The organism is Nesterenkonia sedimenti (genome assembly GCF_012641515.1).
Taxonomy (GTDB): domain Bacteria; phylum Actinomycetota; class Actinomycetes; order Actinomycetales; family Micrococcaceae; genus Nesterenkonia; species Nesterenkonia sedimenti.
Window position 1 is genome coordinate 28,093 of record NZ_JABAHY010000012.1, and the last position, 21,154, is coordinate 49,246.

General features: G+C 63.9%; 22 protein-coding genes and 2 tRNA genes. 7 read left to right on the forward strand and 17 right to left on the reverse strand.

Annotation, left to right across the window (positions count from 1 at the left end; translation table 11 throughout):
* Positions 1-142: 142 nt before the first annotated feature.
* The 7 genes from HGQ17_RS11640 to HGQ17_RS11670 all read right to left on the reverse strand — a co-directional run bounded on the left by HGQ17_RS11640 (position 143) and on the right by HGQ17_RS11670 (position 4,845).
* Positions 143-1,393, reverse strand: coding sequence for an MFS transporter (locus HGQ17_RS11640; RefSeq protein WP_168888116.1), 1,251 nt, complete (start codon positions 1,391-1,393; stop codon positions 143-145).
* A complete protein-coding gene (locus tag HGQ17_RS11645; RefSeq protein ID WP_168888117.1) occupies positions 1,390-1,857 on the reverse strand; it encodes a cytochrome b5 domain-containing protein in 468 nt (155 codons plus the stop codon). The genes HGQ17_RS11640 and HGQ17_RS11645 overlap by 4 nt, the downstream gene beginning before the upstream one ends.
* Positions 1,854-2,240: a hypothetical protein gene (locus HGQ17_RS11650; RefSeq protein WP_211090625.1), complete on the reverse strand. Its 387-nt coding sequence runs from the start codon at positions 2,238-2,240 to the stop codon at positions 1,854-1,856. The genes HGQ17_RS11645 and HGQ17_RS11650 overlap by 4 nt, the downstream gene beginning before the upstream one ends.
* 28 nt (positions 2,241-2,268) lie before the next feature.
* Positions 2,269-2,342, reverse strand: a tRNA-Ile gene (locus HGQ17_RS11655).
* Positions 2,343-2,372: 30 nt separating this feature from the next.
* Positions 2,373-3,413: a glycosyltransferase family 4 protein gene (locus HGQ17_RS11660; RefSeq protein WP_168888118.1), complete on the reverse strand. Its 1,041-nt coding sequence runs from the start codon at positions 3,411-3,413 to the stop codon at positions 2,373-2,375.
* Between the two features lie 14 nt (positions 3,414-3,427).
* Complete coding sequence (locus tag HGQ17_RS11665; RefSeq protein WP_211090626.1) at positions 3,428-3,838, reverse strand: 6-pyruvoyl trahydropterin synthase family protein; 411 nt, start codon at positions 3,836-3,838, stop codon at positions 3,428-3,430.
* Positions 3,839-3,861: 23 nt separating this feature from the next.
* Complete coding sequence (locus HGQ17_RS11670; protein ID WP_168888119.1) at positions 3,862-4,845, reverse strand: zinc-dependent alcohol dehydrogenase; 984 nt, start codon at positions 4,843-4,845, stop codon at positions 3,862-3,864.
* Positions 4,846-4,903: 58 nt separating this feature from the next.
* Here HGQ17_RS11670 and HGQ17_RS11675 point away from each other — a divergent pair, with 58 nt between their 5' ends.
* Entirely contained in the window at positions 4,904-5,983 is a 1,080-nt protein-coding gene (locus HGQ17_RS11675; RefSeq protein WP_168888120.1) for a glycosyltransferase family 4 protein, read from the forward strand.
* Here the strand turns inward: HGQ17_RS11675 and HGQ17_RS11680 are convergent.
* From HGQ17_RS11680 to HGQ17_RS11695, 4 genes are all read right to left on the reverse strand, one after another.
* Positions 5,965-7,161, reverse strand: a complete 1,197-nt coding sequence (locus HGQ17_RS11680) for a glycosyltransferase (RefSeq protein WP_168888121.1) — start codon at positions 7,159-7,161, stop codon at positions 5,965-5,967. The genes HGQ17_RS11675 and HGQ17_RS11680 overlap by 19 nt on opposite strands.
* Complete coding sequence (locus HGQ17_RS11685; RefSeq protein ID WP_168888122.1) at positions 7,154-7,867, reverse strand: CDP-alcohol phosphatidyltransferase family protein; 714 nt, start codon at positions 7,865-7,867, stop codon at positions 7,154-7,156. The genes HGQ17_RS11680 and HGQ17_RS11685 overlap by 8 nt, the downstream gene beginning before the upstream one ends.
* 10 nt (positions 7,868-7,877) lie before the next feature.
* Positions 7,878-8,705: a phage holin family protein gene (locus HGQ17_RS11690; RefSeq protein WP_168888123.1), complete on the reverse strand. Its 828-nt coding sequence runs from the start codon at positions 8,703-8,705 to the stop codon at positions 7,878-7,880.
* 75 nt (positions 8,706-8,780) lie between these two features.
* Complete coding sequence (locus HGQ17_RS11695; protein WP_168888124.1) at positions 8,781-10,079, reverse strand: YeeE/YedE family protein; 1,299 nt, start codon at positions 10,077-10,079, stop codon at positions 8,781-8,783.
* 149 nt (positions 10,080-10,228) lie between these two features.
* Here HGQ17_RS11695 and HGQ17_RS11700 point away from each other — a divergent pair, with 149 nt between their 5' ends.
* Positions 10,229-10,687, forward strand: a complete 459-nt coding sequence (locus HGQ17_RS11700) for an NINE protein (protein ID WP_168888125.1) — start codon at positions 10,229-10,231, stop codon at positions 10,685-10,687.
* 1 nt (position 10,688) lies between these two features.
* On the opposite strand, the gene HGQ17_RS11705 is transcribed toward HGQ17_RS11700, so the two are convergent.
* Positions 10,689-11,543: a siderophore-interacting protein gene (locus tag HGQ17_RS11705; RefSeq protein ID WP_168888126.1), complete on the reverse strand. Its 855-nt coding sequence runs from the start codon at positions 11,541-11,543 to the stop codon at positions 10,689-10,691.
* 44 nt (positions 11,544-11,587) lie between these two features.
* Positions 11,588-12,160: an LOG family protein gene (locus HGQ17_RS11710; protein ID WP_324615272.1), complete on the reverse strand. Its 573-nt coding sequence runs from the start codon at positions 12,158-12,160 to the stop codon at positions 11,588-11,590.
* 79 nt (positions 12,161-12,239) lie between these two features.
* Here HGQ17_RS11710 and HGQ17_RS11715 point away from each other — a divergent pair.
* A tRNA-Asn gene (locus tag HGQ17_RS11715) sits at positions 12,240-12,311 on the forward strand.
* Between the two features lie 88 nt (positions 12,312-12,399).
* On the forward strand, positions 12,400-13,269 hold the full coding sequence (gene purU / locus HGQ17_RS11720) for a formyltetrahydrofolate deformylase (RefSeq protein WP_168888127.1): 870 nt from the start codon (positions 12,400-12,402) through the stop codon (positions 13,267-13,269).
* Between the two features lie 12 nt (positions 13,270-13,281).
* Here the strand turns inward: purU and HGQ17_RS11725 are convergent, their stop codons facing one another.
* Positions 13,282-13,722, reverse strand: coding sequence for a GNAT family acetyltransferase (locus HGQ17_RS11725; protein WP_324615273.1), 441 nt, complete (start codon positions 13,720-13,722; stop codon positions 13,282-13,284).
* Positions 13,719-14,408 carry an SDR family oxidoreductase gene (locus HGQ17_RS11730; RefSeq protein WP_229503516.1) on the reverse strand — a complete coding sequence of 230 codons (690 nt, stop codon included), beginning with the start codon at positions 14,406-14,408 and terminating at the stop codon, positions 13,719-13,721. Before HGQ17_RS11730 ends, HGQ17_RS11725 begins: the two co-directional genes overlap by 4 nt.
* A 134-nt stretch (positions 14,409-14,542) precedes the next feature.
* On the opposite strand from HGQ17_RS11730, the gene HGQ17_RS11735 reads away from it, so the two are divergent.
* The 3 genes from HGQ17_RS11735 to HGQ17_RS11745 all read left to right on the forward strand — a co-directional run bounded on the left by HGQ17_RS11735 (position 14,543) and on the right by HGQ17_RS11745 (position 17,879).
* Complete coding sequence (locus HGQ17_RS11735; protein ID WP_168888128.1) at positions 14,543-15,301, forward strand: hypothetical protein; 759 nt, start codon at positions 14,543-14,545, stop codon at positions 15,299-15,301.
* Between the two features lie 9 nt (positions 15,302-15,310).
* The gene (menC, locus tag HGQ17_RS11740) at positions 15,311-16,426 is read left to right on the forward strand and encodes an o-succinylbenzoate synthase (RefSeq protein WP_168888129.1); all 1,116 of its coding nucleotides are present in this window, start codon (positions 15,311-15,313) and stop codon (positions 16,424-16,426) included.
* Positions 16,427-16,496: 70 nt separating this feature from the next.
* A complete protein-coding gene (locus tag HGQ17_RS11745) occupies positions 16,497-17,879 on the forward strand; it encodes a short-chain fatty acid transporter (protein ID WP_229503517.1) in 1,383 nt (460 codons plus the stop codon).
* Here the strand turns inward: HGQ17_RS11745 and HGQ17_RS11750 are convergent, their stop codons facing one another.
* Both HGQ17_RS11750 and HGQ17_RS11755 read right to left on the reverse strand, forming a co-directional pair.
* Positions 17,880-19,985, reverse strand: coding sequence for a TRAP transporter permease (locus tag HGQ17_RS11750; RefSeq protein WP_324615274.1), 2,106 nt, complete (start codon positions 19,983-19,985; stop codon positions 17,880-17,882).
* Positions 19,982-21,025 carry a TAXI family TRAP transporter solute-binding subunit gene (locus HGQ17_RS11755; protein WP_168888130.1) on the reverse strand — a complete coding sequence of 348 codons (1,044 nt, stop codon included), beginning with the start codon at positions 21,023-21,025 and terminating at the stop codon, positions 19,982-19,984. The genes HGQ17_RS11750 and HGQ17_RS11755 overlap by 4 nt, the downstream gene beginning before the upstream one ends.
* Positions 21,026-21,154: the final 129 nt, after the last annotated feature.

Here is a 21,154-nt window from a genome sequence, read left to right on the forward strand (position 1 = left end):
CCGTCAGATGGCGCCGAGGCAGACGGCGCCATGTCCCAGCTCATAGAACTGAGGTGAACCAGCTGGAAATACTGCATGACCGGGAGTCGACAGTCTGGGATTGGCGGACACTCTCACCAGTAGTTACAACTACAAGAACGGTTTAGTGATCTACTCCACTGTTACGTGACCTGCGCGCCAGGAACACCGCGGGGATGAACAGCAGAGCCAGCAGTCCCCCGGCCAGGGAGAGCACCGCGAAGCTTGTATGGTGCATGACAATTCCGGACATCGCGCCTCCGCCTGCCCCGGCCAAGGCCACCAGGACATCGATACTGCCCTGGGTTCGGGGGCGGTTCTCCGGCACGGTTCCATCCACCACCAGGGCGGTGCCGGCGATGAGGCCGAAGTTCCAGCCCACTCCCAGCAGCACCAGGGCCAGGATCAGCAGGCCCAAGGAATCTCCGGGGGCCAATGCGGCCAGCACTCCCGAGGCCAGAAGTGTTGCCCCGGCGGCAAGAGCCATGGGGATCCGGCCCAGGAGATCGACCAGGTATCCGGTGATCAGCGAGGGCAGCCACATCGCTCCCAGATGCAGGCCGATGACCAGTCCGACCGCGGCCATCTCGTGGTCGTGGGCGCGCATATGGACCGGGGTCATGGTCATAATCGCGACCATGGAGATCTGCACCAGGACCATGATGCTGGCACCGATATAGGCGCTGGGTCCGACCCTGGGCTCAGTGGCAGTTGGGGCCTGCTCAGCCTGCTCATCCGGGGTGGGCTGCCCCTGGGCTCTGAGTTCCCTGGCCAGCAGATAGGGATCAGGCCGAAGCAGGAGGAAGAGCACGAGTCCCGCCGCAGAATAGGCCACTGCTGCCAGCAGGAAAGGGCCGGCCAATTCGGGGATACCCAGCCAGAGAGCGAGCCTCCCCAGGGGATCGACGAGATTGGGGCCAGCCACTGCCCCGGCGGTGGTGGCGACCATGGCCACCGAGATCGCGGTGCCGCGGCGGGCCTCCGGGGCGAGGTCGGTGCCGGCGTAGCGGGCTTGGAGATTGGTGGCGGCACCCGAGCCGTAGATGAACAGGGAGAGGAACAGCAGCAGTGGGGAATCGGCCACAGCGGCTGCGACCACACCGAGGGCGCCGAGCCCACCGGCGCCGAAGCCCAGGGCGAGACCTGTTCGACGACCCCAGCGTTGGGTGAATCTGCCGACCAGGAAGGCGGCTACGGCCGAGCCGAGGGTGAAGAGGGCGGTGGGGAGACCGGCGAGCCCCTCCGAGCCCAGCATCTGCTGGGCCAATAGGGCCCCGACGGCCACCCCCGCTGCAAGTCCTGCTCCCCCAAGGGTTTGGGAGATGACGACGACGGCGAGGGTGCGCCGCTGTACCCGTCTACTGGGGTCGGTCACCCTTCGAGATCACCGAGCTCCATCTCAGCCAGCTGCTGCTCGGGACCGTCAGAGCCGGCGTGCTGACCCTCGAAGGCCTCGGTGGCATCGGTGCCGCAGAGCTGTTCAATAGCGCCCTCGCCACCGGGGTGCTCCTCGATCCAGCCGGTGAGGTCGTAGACGGTATCGTCGATCACGGCCCAGCAGGATTCTGCGGAGTCATTGGCGCTGACCTCGTCCATGGTCAGGGCCTCATCCTCGGCGCCCTCCTCGCCATTGGCCTCGTCGCCGCCGTCAGTTTCGGCCTGGTCGGTCTCCTCACCGTTATCAGTATCGGCCTCGTCATCCCCGCAGGCGGAGACGGCCAGGAGGCCAGCCACTGCCAGGGGTGCGATCAGCAGGCGGCGCAGGCGGGTGGATTCAGCAATGGCGGTCATGGCGATGGTCTCTCCTGTACGGATCGGGTGCGGGAGTTCTCCGGTCATGAGTCTATGGCTGGGCTGTTGCGCCGAGCAAAGCTCCACGCGGTCAGCCAGGTGCACAGCACGGTGGTGATCACCGAGCCGAGCACATGATTGGCCAGGGTGGAGTAGTCCCCGAGCTCGGCCTGGACGAAGCTGATGCCGAAGAGCACCATGGCAGCTGCAGCGGCCCAGATACCGGTGCGGGTCAGTACTGCGCGCAGCACCAGAGTCAGTGCCAGCAGGCCGGTGGTGATATGCAGTCCGATGGCTGCGGCGCCGTGGATGTCGATGCCGGAGTAGTTCTGAACCAGCTGGCCTCCGGTGGCGAAGAGCACGACGACGGCAGCCACACTCAAGACGGCGGTGATACGGGCGGCAATCAGGAGTTTCTGTGCATGACTCACATGACCATCCTATGACTGAGTCGAAGAGTCCGGGGTGCGGGACTTGAACCCGCGACCAAACGATTATGAGTCGTCTGCTCTGACCAACTGAGCTAACCCCGGTTGAGGGCGGCTGAGCGCGCCTGATCCATCCTATCGGAGGTTCAGGAACTGATCGGCAGCCTGGCCCCAGGTCGGCAGTTGCGAGCGCCGCTGCATCGCGCGGGCGCCCAGATCTCGGCGGTGATCGGCGTCTGTGAGGAAGGCCCGCAGCTGCTGGGTCCAGGTCTCGGGATGGCCAGTATCGGCGATCAGACCAGCCCCGCCGGCAGCCTCCTCGGCTCCAGTGCCGGAGGCGACCAGAGCGGGCACCCCGTGGGCGCAGGCCTCGGCGACGACCATCCCGTAGGTCTCCACCAGGGAAGGAAGCAGCAACAGATCGGTGCGGGACCACAGCTGGGAGACCTCCAGGGGTGAGAGCACCCCGAGGTACTCCACGCGGTCCGGCAGCTGCCGGTTCAGTATTGCCAGGACTTCCTGCCCGTACTCGGTCTCCGCCCCGGGTCCTGCAAGTACTAACTGCCAATGCGGCATGTCCATCAGCGGCTGCAGCGCCTGTCCCAGCAGCAGATGGTTCTTCAGCGGGTTCAACGCTGCCACTGCGGCCAAGGTGAGAACTCCGTCCGCTGATTCGCTCCCGGCTGGGGTGAGGAGATCCTGCGGCTGTTCGACCCCCGGCTGTGCGACCTCGATGTCCTGGCGGCGGTAGCGGCGGCGCAGCTCACCTGCGGCCCAGTGGCTGGCGGTGACCACGTGGTCAGCCTCGAGGACTGCCCATTTCTCCAGGCGGACCACCTCGGGGTCCATCTCACCCTGGGCAGCCAGGGCTGCAGCAGCGGGAAGGTGGACCAGCAGAACAGTGGCGGCGTCGTCGTCATCTGGAGTGGGGGTGGTGAACAGTTGGAGGTTTGCCGAGCCGATGAGCCCGTCGATGACCACCAGATCCGTGGCCATCTTCGCCCGGGCTTCAGTCAGAGCTTGGGTGCCCGTCGGCTGGGCGAATACCTCCTCGGGCAGGGCTAAGACCTCCACCTGGGCACCGGCAGCAGTGAGTGCACTGCGCAGCTGTTGGTTATAGCGCAGACCCCCGCTGACCGCGGGCAGCTGGGGCTCAGCCCAGAGAATCCGAGTCATGGGCGGGGATCGGTTCAGGCCGGGCTGAGTTCGATCCGCACCATGCCGCGGGCCCGGGGGTGTTCCTCGGCGGCGACCTCCAGGGCCTGCAGCCCGTGGCCCTCCGGCAGCGCAGAGGCCAGCTGCAGCGCGATGTGCTGACAGATCACCTCAGTGGTGGAGATCTTCTCAGCGAAGTCCGGATGCTCATCCAGGTTCTGGTAGCGCAGCGGCTCCAGCACCTCGGAGAGCAGCTGGGTGGCCACACCGATATCCATCACGACCCCATGCTCATCCAGTCCCTGACGTTCGAAGGTGGCAGTGATCGCCAGGGTGGCCCCATGCAGGTTCTGGGCGGGGCCGAAGAACTCCCCTGCTAGGGAGTGGGCGATCATCACGTGGTCGTCCACCCTCAGTCGGAAGATGGCGGTGTGTTCGGTCAACATATCGGGCTCCTCGCAGCGTCGGCTCAGTGGTCGTAGGTCACTATGTGCAGGATCTCATTGTTGGTCCAGTCTGCCCTGCGGGCGAAGTCATCCATCACCCGCGGCAGTTCTACCAAGGGGCTGGAGCCGGTGATCAGAGCGTCGAACCGCTCATCGAGCAGTTCAAGAGCGGTGGCCAGGCGCTGCCTTCGGCTCCGGCGAAGCCGTTTCGGGGCGGCAACCTCACCGACCTGGGTAGAGGCCAGACGCAGTCGGCGGGCGTGGAAATCCGCGCCTAAGGCGATCTGCGGTTCGGCGGTGCCGTACCAGGACATTTCGACGACGACGCCATCGTCCCCGGTCAGCTCCAGTGCCCGGTTCAGTCCGCCGGCGGTGGCCGAGGTGTGCAGGACGGCGTCGTTATCCCCGGATGCCTCCTCGGGGGTGACCGCTTTGAGCCCGAGGTCTGCGGCACGACGACGCCGAACCGGATCCAGTTCCACCAGTTCGAGCCTGGCGGGGCTGAGTTTCTGCAGCAGCAGTCCAGTGACAAGCCCCACCAGGCCTGCCCCGATGACCGCGACCCGGTCGCCGAGGCTGACCTCTGACTCCCAGGTCGCATTGAGCCCCACCTCGGCGATACCGCCCAGCAATGCCCGGCTGCTGGGCATCTGCTCATCGAGCAGATGACAGTCGGCAGTGGGCACCACCAGATGGCTGCGGTGTCCGGAGAGGGTGAAGACGCGGCGGCCGAGCAGTTCCTCAGGCCCTTCTTCGACTGTGCCGACGTTGAGGTAGCCGTGGGAGACCGGATAGGGAAGCTCGCCCAATTGCTGAGGTGCAGCCATCAGAGCGGCAACCGCCGGTGGGATCTCCCCGCGGTAGACCAGTGTCTCGGTGCCCGCGGAGATGCCGGAGAACTCCGAGCGGATCAGCACCTGGTCCGGGCCGGGTTCGGGCACCGGGACCTCACGCAGGCGCCCGGTATACGGCGCCTCGATCCAGAACTGGTGTGATTGATTCGCCATCCCTGTCATCATCCCAGGTCAGCGCCGGTTAGGCCAGGGTAATGACAGACTGGGGTCTATGAGGCTCTTCATTGACTGCCGCTATGTGCGCACCCGGGTTCACGACGGGATCAGCAGGTACACCGCCTCATTGGTGGAGGCTGCGGCGGAGAGAAGCGATGTCACCATGATCATCCACGACCCTGAGCAGTTGAATCTGCTTCCCAGTCTGCCGACGGTGCGGATCTCCTCCCCCACCGGGCCACGGGAGCCCTTCGTGGCCCAGCAGCTGAACCCGCATAAGCCAGATGTGGTCTTCTCCCCTATGCAGACCATGGGCAGTGCCGGCAGGCGGTATCCACTGATCCTGACCCTGCATGATCTGATCTACTACCAGCACCGGAGGCCCCCGCAGAATCTGCCGGCCCCGGTCCGGTTGGGCTGGCGGCTCTACCACCTCAGCTATGCCCCGCAGCGGTTTGCTCTGAACCGGGCCGATGCGGTGGCCACAGTTTCACAGACCACCGCCTCCCTGATGGCCGATCACCGGTTGACTAAGCGACCGGTGCATCTGATCCCCAATGCTGCCCAGCAGGCCGAGCAGCCCCGGGACCCGTATGCTGCCCCGACCAAGGAGCTGGTCTATATGGGCTCCTTCATGCAGTACAAGAATGTGGAGGCCGTGATTGCCGGGCTGAACCGGCTCCCTGAGTACCGACTGCATCTGTGTTCGCCCATCGACCCCGGGCGCAGAGCCCAGCTGAGTGGACTGGCCCAGCGCCCCGGTCAGCTGGTCTTCCACAATGGGATCTCTGAGACCGACTACCACCGACTGCTGCACCGGGCCACTGCCCTGGTCACGCTTTCCCGCGCTGAGGGGTTCTGTCTTCCGGTGGTGGAGGCGATGAGTCATGGCACCCCGGTGATCACCTCACAGCTGCCGATCTTCGCCGAGGTCACCGGGGAGGCGGCCGCAGCCGGCGGTGCGCAGCTGATTGGATCGGAGGACTCTGAAGCTCTCGCCTCAGCAGTGCACCGGCTGGAGGAACCCTCCCGTTTCGCTCAGGCCTCGGAATCCGCCCGGGACCGCAGTGCGGCTTATTCCTGGGGCGATTCCGCCGACCGTCTGCTGGCCCTGGCTCACCAGTTGTCGAATTGACCGGTATGCACCCAGTCAGAGCCCTGGTAGAGCTCCTCGAAGGCGGACATCGTCTGGTCGATGGCGTGCTGGGCTGCCTTGGCCCGGCTGGCCTGGCCCATCCGTGTCCGCTCCTGATGTGACTGAGTGAAGATCGTATTCAGCTGTTCAGCGAGATCGTCACTGTTATTGGGTTCAAAGAGGTAACCGTTCTCCCCTTGGGTCACCAGATGCGGCAGGGCCAGGGCATCGGCGAGAACCACCGGTTTACCAGCACTCATTGCCTCAAGGGAGACCAGGGACTGCAGTTCGGCGGTACCGGGCTGGCAGAAGACATCTGCGGCGAGATAGGCCTCGCGGAGATCGTCGTCGTCGATATGTCCGCGGAAAGTGATCCGGTCCTCAATCCCCAGTTCTGCCACTTGGTCCCGGAGCCGGTCACGCTGTTCACCATCGCCGACGATCTCTGCGCTGATCTGCAGATCGGGGTTGGTTTTGGCCACCGCGTCGATAAGCACTTCGACGTTTTTCTCCACGGCCAGCCGCCCCACGAAGAGGACTGTGGGGTTCTGCCGGGTGGGCACGTTTTCGCCGGGGCGGGGGCTGTAGTAGTCGATATCGATGCCGTTGGACAGCGGCAGCACATGGTCGAAACCGCCCTTGGACTTCATTGTCGCCGCCGCCAGCGGGGTCGGGGTGGTGACCACCGAGGCCTTACCCATCAGCCGGCCCATATCCCGCCAGGAGTTCCGGGAGAGGACGTTCTTGAACCATCGGGGGAAAGGCAGGAAGGGATCGAGGTTCTCGGGCATGAAGTGGTTGGTGGCAATCAGCCGCACACGGGCTGCCTCGGCCGCCAGGATTGCGGCCTTGCCGACCATGTAGTGGCACTGCACATGCACCACATCCGGTTTCAGCTCCTCCACCAGGCGGCGCATTCCGGGTTCGATCATCCAGGGCAGGCACAGCCGGTAGTACTCATGGGTGGGTGCTTTGAAAGAGCGGAACCGGTGGATGGTGGCCTCATCCTGGTACTCCACAGTATTGGGACCGGGCCCGGGCCGGGCGGCGGCGATATGCACATCATGGCCCCGGGCGGTCATATGCTGCGCAAGGCGATAGCCGAACACCGATGCGCCGTTGACGTCAGGCGGGTAGGTATCGGCTGCGATGAGGATGCGTAGCGGTCGTTCAGTCACCCGTTCCCGTTCCTTGTTTCTGCCGCGGCGGTGTCTTCGGTGCGTCCCATGAAGCTCTGCCGGCCCATGCTTTGCGGTCCCAGGACCTGATGCCCTGACCGCGCAGCCGGTGGAACTTCCCCCATGCTTGCAGTAGATAGTCTAACGAGGCGATCAGGTGCATGACTGCTCCGGCCACCAAAAGTGATTCTGCCACCAGCGGGAAGAGCCCGCCCCACATATCGGCGAACTGCTCCAGCTGGGCCAGCAGCAGCATCGGCAGGCTGATCATCAGACATGCGGTGCGCACCTTGCCCATCCCGGAGACCGGCAGATGCGGGGTGCCCAGGAACAGTACTGCGGAGTTGACGAACAGTACGACGTCGGGAACCAAAATCAGCCATACCAGCCAGCCCGGTGCGATCTCGTAGTAGACCAGCGCCACGGTGACGATGAGCATGGCCAAGCGGTCGGCCAGCGGATCCAGCCAGCGGCCCACCGTGGAGAGCTGGTTGAAATAGCGGGCGATGAATCCATCGACCCAGTCGGTGGCACCCAGGACCGCCAGGACCCAGAAGGCGCGGAGGAATTCCTCCTGGTGGAGGAACAGCAGGAATACCGGAACGAGTAGAAAACGCAGGGTCGTGATGACGTTCGGCACAGTCCAGAACGTTTCATGGACGGTGTACTCGAAACCTGGACGGGCCCCGGCACCAATGATCTTCACAGGTGCCAGTCTATTTCTTGATGAGTTCGCGCAGGAACACTCCAGCCGCAGCGGTGGATCCGGCAGCAACGCTCAGCGGCTTCCAGCGCTTGGCCATGAAGCCCTTGGCGCCCGCGGCCTGCTCACCATCAGCAGTCTCAGGGGCGGGCTGAGTGGCCGGCGCCTCCTGTGCGATGGGTGAGCTGGCGAGTTCGTCGTCGGCCTTTTTCTTCTTCTTGAACTTGGAGCTGACCTGGTCCTGCAGGCCGGCGATGTGATCGCGGCGCAGGGCGGTGCGGCGGAGCAGTTCCGAATAGGTGGGTTTCTTCGGCTGGCCCTCGCCGGGGGTCTTGGCCGCACGCTTCTTCTCCTCGGCGGCCTGACGCTTGGCCTCGGCCTTGGCCTTGCGTTTAGCTTCATCGGCGCGGTCCAGGGACTTCGGATCGAAGCTGGAGCCTTCCTTGGCCACCCCGAGGTCCAGGCGCAGTCCGCGGATGGCGTCCTCGGGACTCAGCGGCATGGCCTTCTTGAGTTTGGAGAGTCCGATCAGCGCAAAGATCAGGGCGATCAGCAGGAAAATGCCAGCCACAATCAGGGCTGCGGCCCACAGCTGAAAGCCCATGGCGTAGAAGGCGGCGACGGCGGCCACGATCAGGGCGACCACCAGGAAGCTGATGAACACCAGTCCGACCACCATCAGGGCAGCCGCGACGGCGGCGGCGATCCCTTTGGCCTTCAGCTGGCCGATGGCCAGGGCGATCTCATCATTGATCTGTTTGGGCCCCAAGCGGATCAAGACCTTCAGGATCTTGAAGAGGGAAGGCTTCGGTGCCGTGCTCTTGGTGTGCTGCTGCGCCAAGACAGCGCCTCCATCCTTAGGTTGTGAAGCGGACTATCATGTCCAAACTATCACCCCCGCCGCTGTAGCCACTGCTCAGCAGACGGAGTCGGTGGGCTTGGGGTTGGCCATCCCGAACAGTGCCCTGGCTTTCAGACCGGCCCAGGTGCCGGCCAATGCGGCCACGGCCCACAGCCAGCCGGAGACGGAGCCTGAGGCGATGCCGCCGAGGTAGGCACCAATATTGCAGCCCTCGGCAAGGCGGGCACCGATACCCATGAGGATGCCGCCGAAGACGGCGATACCGGCCTGTTTCCAGTTGATATTGCGGGCGAAGGCCCAGGTTCCACCGGCCGCAGCGGCGATGGCCGCGCCGATGATGATGCCGAAGTTCGTCAGCGAGTTCTGGTGGGAGAGCACCGAGCCTTCCAGCATCTGGGCCCAGTTCTCCTGCTGCCAGAACTCCCAGGTCTCAGGCTGGAAGCCGAAGAGCTCCAGGAACTTCACCCCCCAGAGTGCGAAGGCATTGGTCACACCCCAGATGCCACCGGAAACCCACATCACGGCCCCGCCGAGCAGGGCCAGCACCAGCGCCCCGGCCCACATCGGCCAGGATCCGCGGAAGGCCCGTGCCAGACCGCGAGCTGTCGGTGGAACACCGGTTGGTGGCGGGTTGCGGCGGGCCTGGATCACCCGGGAGATGGCCACGATGACAAGAAGTGCGGTGATGGTCACACCCCAGCCGCCCACATAACCGAAGTGATCGGAGAGCAGCACCGGTTCGATGCCGGGGAGGTCTGAGACCAGGGGGAAGAACAGTGGGGAGGTGTAGATGACCGAACCGGCGATGAAACCGATCAGGGTGGGGATCACCGTGGACTGTCCGGAGCCGACGGCGAAGAGGGTCCCGGAGGCGCAGCCGCCGCCCAACTGCATGCCGATGCCGAAGATGAAGGCACCGAGGAAAAGCCCGACTCCGATCGTCCCGGAGGAGGGAGTGGGCTCATTGCCGAAGCCGCCCCACCCGGTGGTGAAGAGCAGCATGAAGATAGTGGCGGTAGTACCCAGCAGCAGGGCGTGGTTACGCAGGCCTTTGCCGTTGCCCACAGCCACCAGTTGGCGCCAGGCGGAGGTAAATCCGAACCGGGAGTGGAACAGGGCCAGGCCCAGGCCCAAGCCGATGACGAAGAGCAGGCCGAAGTAGAGTCCCTGCTCCGCACCTGCGCTGAGGGAGTTGAAGAAGAAAATCAGGGTCAGCAGCCCTGCTGCCAGCAGCAGGAAGATGCTGATCTTATTGCGCTGCACCGGCCCGGCCGCATCGGGTACCGGCGGGGCTACACAGGTCGGTGCTGGCGCGAAGACTGATGAGTCGATTTTTGTACGGTGTGTCGCCATAGTTCAGCGGCTCCTTCGGAGCAGGTTCCGCAAGGAAAAGCAGGGGAGAAAATTTGGACCCCAGCATGGTACGGCCGCAGTCTGGGCGCCAATGCCCAGGTTGTCACATAACGTCACAGGCCCTGGGTGATCAGGCGTAGCATAGTGAGGTGTCCACCCACAGCTTCGACGTCGACGACGACTTCTACGCCAATACCTTCACCGAGGAAGACCGTGAGGCCTTCGAGACGCAGCCGATCTCGCAGAAGAAGTTTCTCTTAGCCTGGGCCCTGGCGCTGTTCCTGGGGCCGATCGGCGCCCAGCGGTATTACCTGGGCTATTACCCCACTGCTCTCCTGAAGACCTGCCTGTTCATCGCTGGTGTGGTCCTACTGGTGGTCTTTGACCTCGCGAATCTGGGTCTGGCGCTGATTGGTGTGGTGGGCGCCTGGACAATCATTGACCTCTTCCTGCTGCTCTCGGGCACGATGCAGGATAAGCATGATCACCGACTCTCAGGTTTCACCCGTTTCGCTGGGATCTGCGCGGGGCTCACTGTCCTGGTACTGGTGGGCATGATGGTGGCCGCCCTGGTCATCGGCACCAGCACCGGCGTCTCCCTGGGCTAACTCAATCTATTTTCCCGATGGGGAGTTTCTTCTCTGCCTGGAATGCGTCTTCGCGCCGGCCGTGGGCCCAGTAGGCCGATAGGGACATTCCGCGGCGCTCGAGTCCACGCTCCTGGACCAGGTCACGGCGGATTGCCTTCATCTGTTCACGCTCTCCGTGGATGAAGACCTGCACATCTCCTTTGGGCAGGTCCACGGATTTCAGCTCTTCGGCCAGCTGCGTGGTGTCGGGGCTGAAATCAGCACCGCGGTGCAGCCAGCGCAGTTCAATACCGGCAGGCACATCGAACTGCTGCTCCTCGTCGGCATCCCTGACCTCCACCAGGGCGATGCCCTTGGCTGTCGGGGACATTCCTTCCAGCCCTGCGGCGATGGCAGGAAGCGCGGACTCGTCTCCGGCGATGAGATGGAAGTCCGCCTCTTCCCGCGGTGAGTAGCCGGATCCGGGGCCGAAGAAGCTCAGGAGGTCTCCCGGCTGGGCATTGGCGGCCCAAGGGCCGGCGATTCCTTCGTCCCCGTGGACGACAAAGTCCACCCAGATCTGCTTCTTCTTCCAGTCGATATAACGGATGGTGTAGGTCCTGGTCACCGGCATCTGCTCAGCTGGGAGCTGCTCGCGGAGGGCCTCGAGGTCATAGGGGCGCTGAAGTCCAAGGTCCGGATCCGCGAAGAGCAGCTTGATGTACTGGTCGGTATCCGTTTTGAATTCGATGTCATCGAACTGTTCCCCGCCCAGGATCACCCGGACCATATGTGGGGTGATGCGGTGAGTTTCGACCACGGTGAGCATCCGCTGCACTCGGGGCTGGCGGGGTTTTGCGGGCTTCTGCGCCGGAGCGGGGGTCTCTGATGACATAGCTTCACCGTACTAGAAAGGTGGACCTAAGTTCATTTCCTGAGTCAGGCCTTCTCGTAGTGGTCAAGCTGCCAGTCACGCAGCTGAACGACCAGGGAGTCAGGCGTGTCAGCGACTACGAGGGCATCACGGCGCCAGCCAGCGATGAATCCTTCAGCCACCTGGTGGTCGATCATCGCCAGCAGGGGGTCCCAGAATCCCTTGGTGTTGTAGAGCGCCACAGGCTTGCTGTGGATCCCCAGGTACTGCCAGGTCCAGACCTCGAAGAGTTCCTCGAGGGTCCCCATACCTCCGGGCAGGGCCAGGAAGGCGTCACCGAGCTCACCCATGCGAGCTTTGCGCTGGTGCATATCGGCCACCACCTCCAAAGAGGTCAACCCCAGGTGAGCGGCCTCCCGCTCCACGAGGACCTCGGGAATGATGCCGGTGACCTCCCCACCAGCTTCGAGGGTGGCATCGGCGAGTTGGCCCATGAGCCCCACTTTTCCGCCACCGAAGACCACTCCGATCCCTTCCTCTGCCAGGGTCACCCCGAGGCTGCGAACCTCCTGCTGGTAGGTCAGATCATGGCCGGTTGCCGAGCCCGTGTAGATGGTCAGGCGAGTCAGTTCAGTCACGCTGAATATCCTAGAATGAGGGGGCACTGGGCACGATTTTTGACCTGAGCCATCCGCCTGCTAGAATTTCTAGGTCCATTCCTCCGTAGCTCAATGGCAGAGCACTCGACTGTTAATCGAGTGGTTGCTGGTTCGAGTCCAGCCGGGGGAGCTCGAAAGACGGCGGCCCCTGCCCCTGGCAGGGGCCTTAGTCTTTCTCGCAGAAACATACCGAGTGGGCATGAATCCAAGGATCCACATTGAACACTGAGCAGCGCCCCGATATCGCCCGCTTGATCATCTCCTGTCCCGATCAGCACGGGATTGTGGCTGCGGTCTCTGATCTCATCGCCGAGCTCGGCGGCAATATCATCGCCCTGGATCAGTACTCCACCGGAGTCGAGGACGGACAGTTCTTCCAGCGCACGGTCTTCCACCTGCCCGGTTTCGCTCATCGCCGCACCGAGATCGAGGAAGCTGTGGCCCACCGGCTGGCTGGGCCCTTCTCCATGGATTTCCAGCTCACCGACGCTTCGGTGCCCAAACGGGTGGCGATCTTCGCATCGAAAACCGATCACTGCCTGTTGGATCTGCTCTGGCGCCACCGCCGCGGGGAACTGCCGGTGGAGATTCCGATGGTGATTTCCAATCACCCGGATCTGGCCGCGGATGTCGAACGTTTCGGCATCGAGTTCCACCATGTGCCGGTGGACAAAACCGATAAGACAGCCGCTGAGGCTGAGCACCTCCGACTGCTGGAGGGCAAGGTGGACCTCGTGGTCCTGGCCCGCTACATGCAGATCCTCTCCCCCGAGTTCCTGACCTCAGCTGGGGTACCGATCATCAATATCCACCACAGCTTCCTGCCGGCATTCATCGGCGCCGGCCCTTACCAGAAGGCCAAGGACCGTGGGGTCAAGCTCATCGGTGCCACCGCGCACTATGTCACCGAAGACCTCGATGAGGGCCCGATTATCGAACAGGACGTCATCCGGGTCTCCCATGCCGATGACGTCGCCCAGCTGACCCGCTATGGCGCAGATGTTGAACGCGCCGTACTCTCCCGGGCGGTCAAATGGCACTGCGAGGACCGGGTCATCCGGCACGGGAACACCACTATCGTCTTCTGAGCCCCGCAGCGACTATGTGCTCGGGCTGTCCTGGATCAGCCGGCGGCCGTAGACCGTGGTCTCCTGCCGCTGATAGCCAAGCTGCTCATAGTATTCAGCCAGCCCGGAATTCTCTGTCCGCACCATCAGCATCAGTTTCGCGATCCCCTGAGACCTCACCCAGTCCTCAGCCGCGCTGATCAGCCGCTGGCCCAGACCCTGGCCACGGTGCTCTTCAGCGGCGGCAAGGTAATAGATCCAGCCGCGGTGACCATCGACGCCGACCATGACAGTGGCAGCCAGTGCCCCGGCGTCGTCGTGGATTCCCAGAACCTCAGCAGCCGGTGACTCCAAAGCCCGCCGGAAGTCTGCATGGGGGTCATTCCAGGGCCTGGTCAGGCCCGCCTGCTCCCAGAGGGCGACAGCCTCATTCGCAGCGGAGGCACTCAGCACACGGGGTTCGCTGAAGCTCACGGGTTCACAGGCCGGATACTCAGCTCATCAAGACTGGAGGCGGCCTCATTGTCCACCGCCAGCCGCGCGGTTTTGGCCACTGCCTCCGGTGAGATGTATCGCGAGCCCTGGTAGTCGGTATTGCCATAGGAGGCCTGCAGGGCCACCTGCATATCCGTATCCACCTGACCCGGATGCAGAGAGGTCACCCGGACTGTGCCGCGCTCCTCCTCACGCAGCGCATCGGTGAAAGCACGCAGGGCGAATTTGGTGCCTGAGTACAGGGCGCTGCCGCCGCGGGACCGGTAGCCGGAACCGGAGTTGATCGCCAGCACATGACCACTACCGGCACGCAGGGCCGGCAGGGTCAGTCGGGTCAGTTCCGCCACCGCAAAGACATTGATCTCGAACATTTCGCGCCATTCCTGCAGCGGCGCCTCGGCAACTGGGCGCATCCAGGCAAGTCCCGCAGAGTGCACCAGCACTTCAAGAGTCTTCAGCCCGGTGTTCTCCCAGGCTGCGGCCACCGCATCGGCATCTCCCAGATCCGCCAGGAACGGTTCGGCACTCGGCAGCGCGGAGACCACCTCCTGCACCCGGTCCGGATTGGTGCCGCCGACCAGCACATGGTGGTCGCGGCCGAGCTCCTCAGCGATCGCCCGCCCGATACCCCGGGAGGCGCCTGTGATCAGTGCAGTTTTCTCCATGAGTTCTAATATTCCATACCGCTGAGCCATCTCCCCCGGCACCCACACCAAGAGTTCCGTGTCATATTGCATGAAGCAACGCCCTTCCACGGGCCGGACCCAGGCTGCTGGGAACGAGCCGATAGGGTTGATATATGCCTGATGCACCCAACGCCCCTGTGGAGAAGCTGACCCTCAGCAGCGGCCTGACCGTCCGTGAGCTGACCAATTACGGGGAGCTGAAACAGGCCTGCCAGCTCTACCGCGGGGTCTTCGGCTACACCGGTGAGGACGAGTCGCTGAACCCCCGGCTGCTCTCCTCTCTGCTGACCCACTCCGGTTCCGTGGTGGGCGCGGTGGACACCTCGGGGACCGTCCTGGCCTTCGCCTATGGCTGGACTGCGGTGAGCACAGAGCCCGATGACGCCCATATCTACCACTTCTCGCAGGCGGCAGTGGTCTCCTCGACACTGCAGGGCCAGGGGGTGGGCCGGTCACTGAAGCAGGTCCAGGCCGCAGTTGCCGCCCGGGCAGGCAGTCAGCGCATGCGCTGGACCTATGACCCCCTGCTGGCCCGCAATGGGCATTTCAACCTCGATGTTCTCGGTGCCACCGGCCGGTGGTACACCCCCGATGCCCAGGGGCTGCCCGGCACCGACCGGATCACTGTGGACTGGAACTTCGCTGATCCGCAGGCCGAACCGGTGCAGCAATCCCCGCAGCTTGCGGTCTCCCAGCTGCAGCAGGAGGGTGAGATCGCCTATCTCGGTCTGCCGGCGGCCAAACCTGTGGACCCCGATCTGGCTGCCTCTCTACGCCAGCAGATCCGTGAACTTTTCGAGGCCGGCTATGTGGCCACCTCCTGCCTTCGCACTGACCCCCATACCGCTGTCTACACCTATCTGAAGGGCTGATTCTCCACGATGCGTATTGTCCGAGCCACTCTCCATGATGTTGAACTGCCCCTGGTTCATTCCTTCGAGACCTCCAGCCACCGCAAGTCCAGCCTGCGGCATCTGCTGGTGGAGGTCACCGGTGAGGACGGGACCACCGGCTGGGGTGAGATCGCTTCTCCGGCCGGGCCCTATTACGCATCTGAGACCACCACCATCGCCTGGCACAGCGCCTCTGAATACCTCATCCCCGCGGTGCTGGGCGCCGAATGGGAGCACCCCGATGAGGTCTCGGACCTCTTCGGCAAGATCCGCGGCCACTGGTTCGCCAAGGCGGGTGTGGAGATGGCTGCCTGGACGCTCTATGCCGCCAGCACCGCCCAGGCTCTGGGTAAGGCCCTGGGCGGTACCCGGCAGAGTGTGATCGCCGGTGTCTCCCTAGGCATCGAACCCAGTATTGATGAACTGCTGACCCAGGTGGAGAAGCATGTGTCCTCCGGCTACCCCCGGGTGAAGTTGAAGATCGCCCCGGGCTGGGATGTGGAGCCGGTGAAGGCTGTCCGTGAGGCCTATCCCGAGCTGGATGTGCATGTGGACGCCAATGGCGCCTACCCCGGGGATGCCGAGGCCTTCGAGATCTTACGGGCCCTGGACCCCTACGGGCTGACGATGATCGAGCAGCCCTTCGCACCACGGAACTTCCTGGACTCCGCGCGGCTGCAGCAGCAGCTTCAGACCCCGGTCTGCCTCGATGAGTCGGTGGAGACCCTCGATGATCTGGCCACCGCCCTTGAGCTGAAGGCCGGCGGGGTGCTTAATATCAAGGTCTCCCGGATGGGTGGGCTGACTGCGGCCAGGAAGGCCCATGACCTCGCCCAGGAGGCCGGCTGGCCGGTCTGGTGCGGCGGAATGCATGAGTTCGGCATCGGACGGCTGGCCAATGTGGCGATCAGCTCCCTGCCCGGGTTCACCCTGCCCTCAGATGTCTCGGCCAGCCAGAAGTACTACGCCGAGGACATCATCGAACCTGCGGTGACCGCCGATGCCGGAGTCGTCGTCGTGCCCTCCTCCCCTGGGCTGGGCGCAGAGGTGCGCACCGGGCTGATCGCCCAGCACGCCACCCAGACTCAGGAGTTCACCGCCTAAACCTCCTTCAGGTGGGGTAATGTTCCTGTGAGTCAAAACACAGGTCATTTTGTGAACCCAAGGAGTTTCCATGTCCACCTCTGGTGAGCCTGCCGCGCCCAATAAGTCCTCCGGGGCTCTGCTGGGGGCAGTGATGCGCCCGCTGAACACCCTGGTCGAGAAGCTCATTCCCTCGGCCCTGGTCTTCGCCATTGTGCTGACCTTCATCGTCGCCGGTCTAGCCCTGATCTTCACTGACGCCGGTCCTCTCGAGGTGGTTGAGGAGTGGGGCATCGGGCTGGCCGGCCTCTTGGAGTTCATCACCCAGATGGCCCTGATCCTGTTCCTGGGCTACATTCTGGCCAATACCCGGCCGGTACGCCGGCTGCTGCGGTTCCTGGCGAAAGTGCCCAAGACCGCCATGCAGGCCTATCTCTTTGTGTTCTTCGTGGCGGCCTGCGCCTCACTGATCACCTGGGGTCTGGGTCTGGTGGTCGGTGGCCTGCTGGCCCGGGAGGTGGCCCATGTCTTGCGGGAACGCGGAATCGTGGTGCACTTCCCGATGCTGGTGGCCGCCGGGTTCTCCGGCTTCGTGGTCTGGCATATGGGCTACTCCGCCTCTGGTCCGCTGACCGCTGCCACCCCGGATTCCTTCATCGACGCCCAGCTGGGTGAGACCATTCCGATCTCGGAGACCATCTTCTCCACCTGGAACATCATCGCCGCGGTGGTGACCGTCGTGGTGGTCCTGGGTGCGCTGTATCTGATCGCCCCGCGGAATGAGGATGCCCTGATCCCGCTGACCGTCGATGCCCGGGAGTCCGATGTGGAGGTCGACGACGAGGTCGTCACCCCCGCCGACCGGGTAGATGCCTCCCGTATTCCGACCCTGCTGATCGGGCTGATGCTGGTGACCTATCTGGTCATCCACTTCGCCGGCGGCGGGAGCCTGACCCTGGATATTGTCAACTGGAGCTTCCTGGCGCTGATCATGCTGCTGGTGCGCAGCCCCTTCGAGCTGATCGCTCTGACCAAGCAGGCGGCCTCGAATGTCGGTGAGATCCTGCTGCAGTTCCCGCTCTACGCAGGGATCCTGGGCATGATGGCCGGCACCGGGCTGATGACAGTGATCTCCGAGGCCTTCGTGGCCATCTCCACCACCGAGACCTTCGCGCTCTTCGCCTTCCTCTCGGCGGGCCTGGTGAACTTCTTCGTGCCCTCCGGTGGTGGCCAGATCGCGGTCCAGGCCCCGATCCTGCTCGATGCTGCCGAAGCCCTGGGCACCGATCCGGCGATCGCCGTGATGGCAGTGGCCTATGGTGACCAGTGGACCAATATGATCCAGCCGTTCTGGGCCCTGCCACTGTTGGCGATCGCCGGGCTGAAGATGCGGGACATCCTCAGCTACACCACGATCGTGCTGATCGCCTCCGGGCTGGTCTTCGCCGGCACCCTGCTGATCGTCTCGATGTGATCAGGCGGTCGCCTCGGCGGCCGTCTTCCGGCCGGAGGCCCGCAGCATCGCCTGACGGGCCACTCCGGCGGCCACAATGGCCAGACCGATACCCGAGACCATCAGATCCGGGTAGATCAGCAGTGCACCGCCGGCCACCAGCGCGATCCGGTCAGGAATCTGGCCGCGGGCGATGAGGTAGCCGGCGAAGCCGGCAGCCACCGCCACCAGACCGAGGATCACCGTGCTCAGCGCCAACAGCAGCTCTCCCGCCGTGCCCTGCAGCAGCAGTGCTGGCTCCAGGATGAAGGCATAGGGTATGAGGAAGCCTGCGAAGGCAATCTTCAGCGCTGTGGCACCGGCCCGCATGGGGTTCGCATTGGCGATACCGGCACCGGCATAGGCAGCCAGACACACTGGTGGCGTGATATCGGCCAGGATGCCGAAGAAGAACACGAACAGGTGGGCTGCGATCAGCGGAACATCGAAGTTCTCGTAGAGAATCGGTGCCGCCACTGTCGCGGTGACCACGTAGTTCGCTGTGGTGGGCAGCCCCATTCCGAGGATGATGCAGGCAATCATCACCATCACCAGCACCAGCAGGAAGCTGCCGCCGGCGACGTCGACCAGACGCCGGCCGAGCTGGCCGCCCAGACCGGTGGTGGTCACAGTGCCGGCCACGATTCCGGCGGAGGCACAGGCCATGATCACCGGCAGTGCAGTCCGGGCACCAGCGACGAAGAGCTCAATGATTCCCCGGAATCCCAAGCGGGTCGAGGCGCGCAGGAAGCTCAGCAGGAAGGCCGTGGCAATACCCATCAGGGCTGCTCGGTGCGGGGTCATCCCGGAGAGCAGTGTGCCGATGATGACCACCAGGGGCAGCAGGAGGTCAGCCCGGGTCAACAGCGATTTCCAGCTGGGCAGCTCCTCCGGGGGCAGGCCCCGGATCTCACGCCGTTTGGCCTCGAAGTGAATGGAGAGGAAAGCCCCCAGGAAGTACAGCAGTGCTGGGATGACAGCGATGACGATCAGCTCGTTGTACTCCAGGCCCTCGACGTTCTGGGCCATGATGAAAGCGGCCGCGCCCATAATTGGCGGCATCAGCTGACCACCGGTGGAGGCGGTGGCTTCGGTGGCCGCAGCAGTATGCGGTTTGAAGCCGGCCTTCTTCATAATCGGGATGGTGAAGGAACCCGAGGCCACAGTATTGGCCACAGAGGAACCGGAGACCATACCCTGCAGACCCGAGGCGGCCACCGCTGCCTTGGCGGGACCGCCGCTGTAGCGCCCGGCTGCCCGGAAGGCGAGATCGTTGAAGAACTGTCCGATATTCGTCCGCAGCAGAACCACGGCGAAGAACAGGAACAGGAAGATGAAGGTTCCCGAGACGAAGATCGGGGTGCCGAAGATGCCCTCGCGGCTGAGGTAGATATCGGCGGCAAAACCGTCGACAGTGTTTCCGGAATGCGAGAAGGCCGGGAGGTGATTGCCCCAGATGCCGTAGCAGATCGCCAATCCGGCGATGACCACAATCGGCAGTCCCACACATCGGCGGGTGGCCTCCAGGACCAGGAAGACACCGACCAGGGCAACGAACTGGTCCTGTCCCTCCAGACCGAAGTCGGGGTGTCCGCTGAGCACACGGAACTGGTTCGAGGTCAGCCATTCGTACTGGTAGAAGACATAGAGGTTGCAGTACAGCGCAAGACCCGCCAGCACGACGTCGTACCAGGCCACTCCCCTGCCCCGTCCCAGGGCGAGGTCCAGTACGCGATTGGAGGTGGCCGGTGTCTGCAGCAGGCGACGGCTGGCCGGATACAGCAGGAAGACCAGGGTAGTGGCCCCGCCGAGGTGCAGGGCCAGGTGCATCCAGACAGTCCAGGGCCCCTCATAGGCGAAGAGGATGGTCTCACTGGCCGGGCGACCCAGGGCGTACCAGAGGTGGTAGAGGGTGAAGACCACCGAGATGCCCCCGACGATCCAGGCCCACCACCCGAGGTCGGTGCGGAACCGACTGGAGGTGTCGTGTTCGCGGAGGATCTCCTCGGCCTTGTCCTCAGCAACAGTCCCCGGCTGCTGAAGGTCTTCAGCAGCCGGGGACTGGCCGTTGTCACTCCTGTGGGTCACGGAATGTCAATGCCTTCTTCTTCGTAGTACCGCTCGGCACCCGGGTGGATCGGGATGTCACCGATGCCCAGCAGAGCCTCGTCGATGTCGACGAGATCCACATCCACGGTGATGGAGTCCTTGTTCTCCCAGAAGGCTGCGGTGATGTCATAGGCCAGATCCTCGCTGACCTCGGTGCTGGAGGCTGCCAGGGCAGCGAAGACCGAGATCGTGGTGACATCCTCATCCAGGAAGTCATAGGAGTCGGCGTCGATGTCATAGGCCTCGTAGTAACCGCCCTCGGCGATCTCGGCGGCGACGTCGTCCTCAATGGACAGCAGGGTGACATCAGTGCTGGCAGCCAGCTGAGTCAGGGAGGCCACCGGGACGCCGACCACGAACATGGAGGCATCGATCGTGCCGTCGGAGAGCATGTCGGTGGTGTCGGCGAACTCTGCGATCTCCGCGTCGTAATCGCCTTCCTCCAGACCGTGGGCCTCCAGGATGGCATCGGAGATCGCACGGGTTCCGGATCCGGTGTCACCGACAGCGATGGTCTGGCCCTCGAGATCTTCGATGGACTCAATACCGGAGTCAGCCCGGACCACGATATGCATGGCCTCCGGGTAGAGGTGGGCGATCCAGCCGATATTGTCCAGCGGAATGTCCTCCAGGCCCTCAAGCTGACCGTGGACCGCGTCATTGGCGGTGTCGTTCTGGGTCAGACCCAGCTGGGCATCGCCGCCGAAGAGCTGGCCGAGGTTATCCACTGAACCGCCGGACTCCTGGTAATTCACCAAGGCGTCGGTGTTGTTCTCGATGATGTCAGCGATACCGCCACCCAGGGGGTAGTAGACACCGCCGGTACCACCGGTGGCCATTTCGAGTTCCTCAGTGAAGTCCCCCTCCTCGCCAATCCGCAGCTCGACGGGACCGCCGGCTTCGCCATTGGCATCGTCGTCGGCGTCTTCGCCACCGTTGTCGTCGCCATTGCCGCAGGCGGCCAGGGCAGTCATCGCTGCTACTGCCGTGACGGCAGCAGCTGTTCGGCGGATATTCATAATTCCTCCTCAGTGGAATGATTCAGGTGCGTGGTGCTTACCCTAATTGAGCTCAGCGCCCCGCGACCAGCTTAACCGTGGCCTGAAACACAACCGTAATCTTCGTGTCGCGGCCTGAAACTGATGCTC

Coding starts and splice junctions, on each gene's coding strand:
- HGQ17_RS11705 (WP_168888126.1), bottom strand. CDS start 11,543: ATGTCATCAGAGACCCCCGCTCCGGCGCAGAAGCCCGCAAAACCCCGC.
- HGQ17_RS11730 (WP_229503516.1), bottom strand. CDS start 14,408: ATGGAGAAAACTGCACTGATCACAGGCGCCTCCCGGGGTATCGGGCGG.
- HGQ17_RS11670 (WP_168888119.1), bottom strand. CDS start 4,845: ATGGCGAATCAATCACACCAGTTCTGGATCGAGGCGCCGTATACCGGG.
- HGQ17_RS11745 (WP_229503517.1), top strand. CDS start 16,497: ATGTCCACCTCTGGTGAGCCTGCCGCGCCCAATAAGTCCTCCGGGGCT.
- HGQ17_RS11735 (WP_168888128.1), top strand. CDS start 14,543: ATGCCTGATGCACCCAACGCCCCTGTGGAGAAGCTGACCCTCAGCAGC.
- HGQ17_RS11660 (WP_168888118.1), bottom strand. CDS start 3,413: ATGACTCGGATTCTCTGGGCTGAGCCCCAGCTGCCCGCGGTCAGCGGG.
- HGQ17_RS11675 (WP_168888120.1), top strand. CDS start 4,904: ATGAGGCTCTTCATTGACTGCCGCTATGTGCGCACCCGGGTTCACGAC.
- HGQ17_RS11695 (WP_168888124.1), bottom strand. CDS start 10,079: ATGGCGACACACCGTACAAAAATCGACTCATCAGTCTTCGCGCCAGCA.
- HGQ17_RS11645 (WP_168888117.1), bottom strand. CDS start 1,857: ATGACCGGAGAACTCCCGCACCCGATCCGTACAGGAGAGACCATCGCC.
- menC (WP_168888129.1), top strand. CDS start 15,311: ATGCGTATTGTCCGAGCCACTCTCCATGATGTTGAACTGCCCCTGGTT.
- HGQ17_RS11665 (WP_211090626.1), bottom strand. CDS start 3,838: ATGTTGACCGAACACACCGCCATCTTCCGACTGAGGGTGGACGACCAC.
- HGQ17_RS11755 (WP_168888130.1), bottom strand. CDS start 21,025: ATGAATATCCGCCGAACAGCTGCTGCCGTCACGGCAGTAGCAGCGATG.